Source organism: Bartonella gabonensis (genome assembly GCF_903679515.1).
Lineage (GTDB): Bacteria > Pseudomonadota > Alphaproteobacteria > Rhizobiales > Rhizobiaceae > Bartonella > Bartonella gabonensis.
Map to the genome: position 1 here is coordinate 1 of NZ_CAHOYM010000102.1, position 888 is coordinate 888.

Sequence of the window (888 nt, forward strand, 5' to 3'; positions counted from 1 at the left end):
GTGCTGTGTTTTTATTAAACAGTCGCAGCCACCGATTTTTTGCAACCGCTTTGGGCTCCCTTTGTACAAGTTCACCTACTTGCGGCATACCTTCTCCCGAAGTTACGGTATCAATTTGCCGAGTTCCTTCTCCAGAGTTCTCTCAAGCGCCTTAGACTACTCATCTCGCGCACCAGTGTCGGTTTGCGGTACGGTCGTGTGTAGCTGAAGCTTAGTGGCTTTTCCTGGAAGCAGGGTATCACTCACTTCGTCTGCAAGCAGACTCGTTATCACCCCTCATCTAAGCCCGGCGGATTTGCCTACCAGGCACGACTACAGGCTTGAACCAACATATCCAACAGTTGGCTGAGCTAACCTTCTCCGTCCCCACATCGCACTACACATCGGTACAGGAATATTGACCTGTTTCCCATCAGCTACGCATCTCTGCCTCGCCTTAGGGGCCGACTCACCCTACGCCGATGAACGTTGCGTAGGAAACCTTGCGCTTACGGCGAGGGGGCTTTTCACCCCCTTTAACGCTACTCATGTCAGCATTCGCACTTCTGATACCTCCAGCACCCGTTACCAGGCACCTTCACAGGCTTACAGAACGCTCTCCTACCACTTGCAATAAATTGCAAATCCGCAGCTTCGGTAACTGGCTTAGCCCCGTTACATCTTCCGCGCAGGACGACTCGATCAGTGAGCTATTACGCTTTCTTTAAATGATGGCTGCTTCTAAGCCAACATCCTGACTGTTTTAGCCTTCCCACTTCGTTTCCCACTTAGCCAATTTTAGGGACCTTAGCTGGCGGTCTGGGTTGTTTCCCTCTTGAGTCCGGACGTTAGCACCCGGTGCTCTGTCTCCCAAGCTGTACTCTGCGGTATTCGGAGTTTGCATAGGTT

General features: G+C 51.8%; 1 rRNA gene. It reads right to left on the reverse strand.

The features are described from left to right. Positions 1–888: ribosomal RNA gene (locus HWX04_RS08215) — 23S ribosomal RNA — on the reverse strand; the annotation flags it as partial.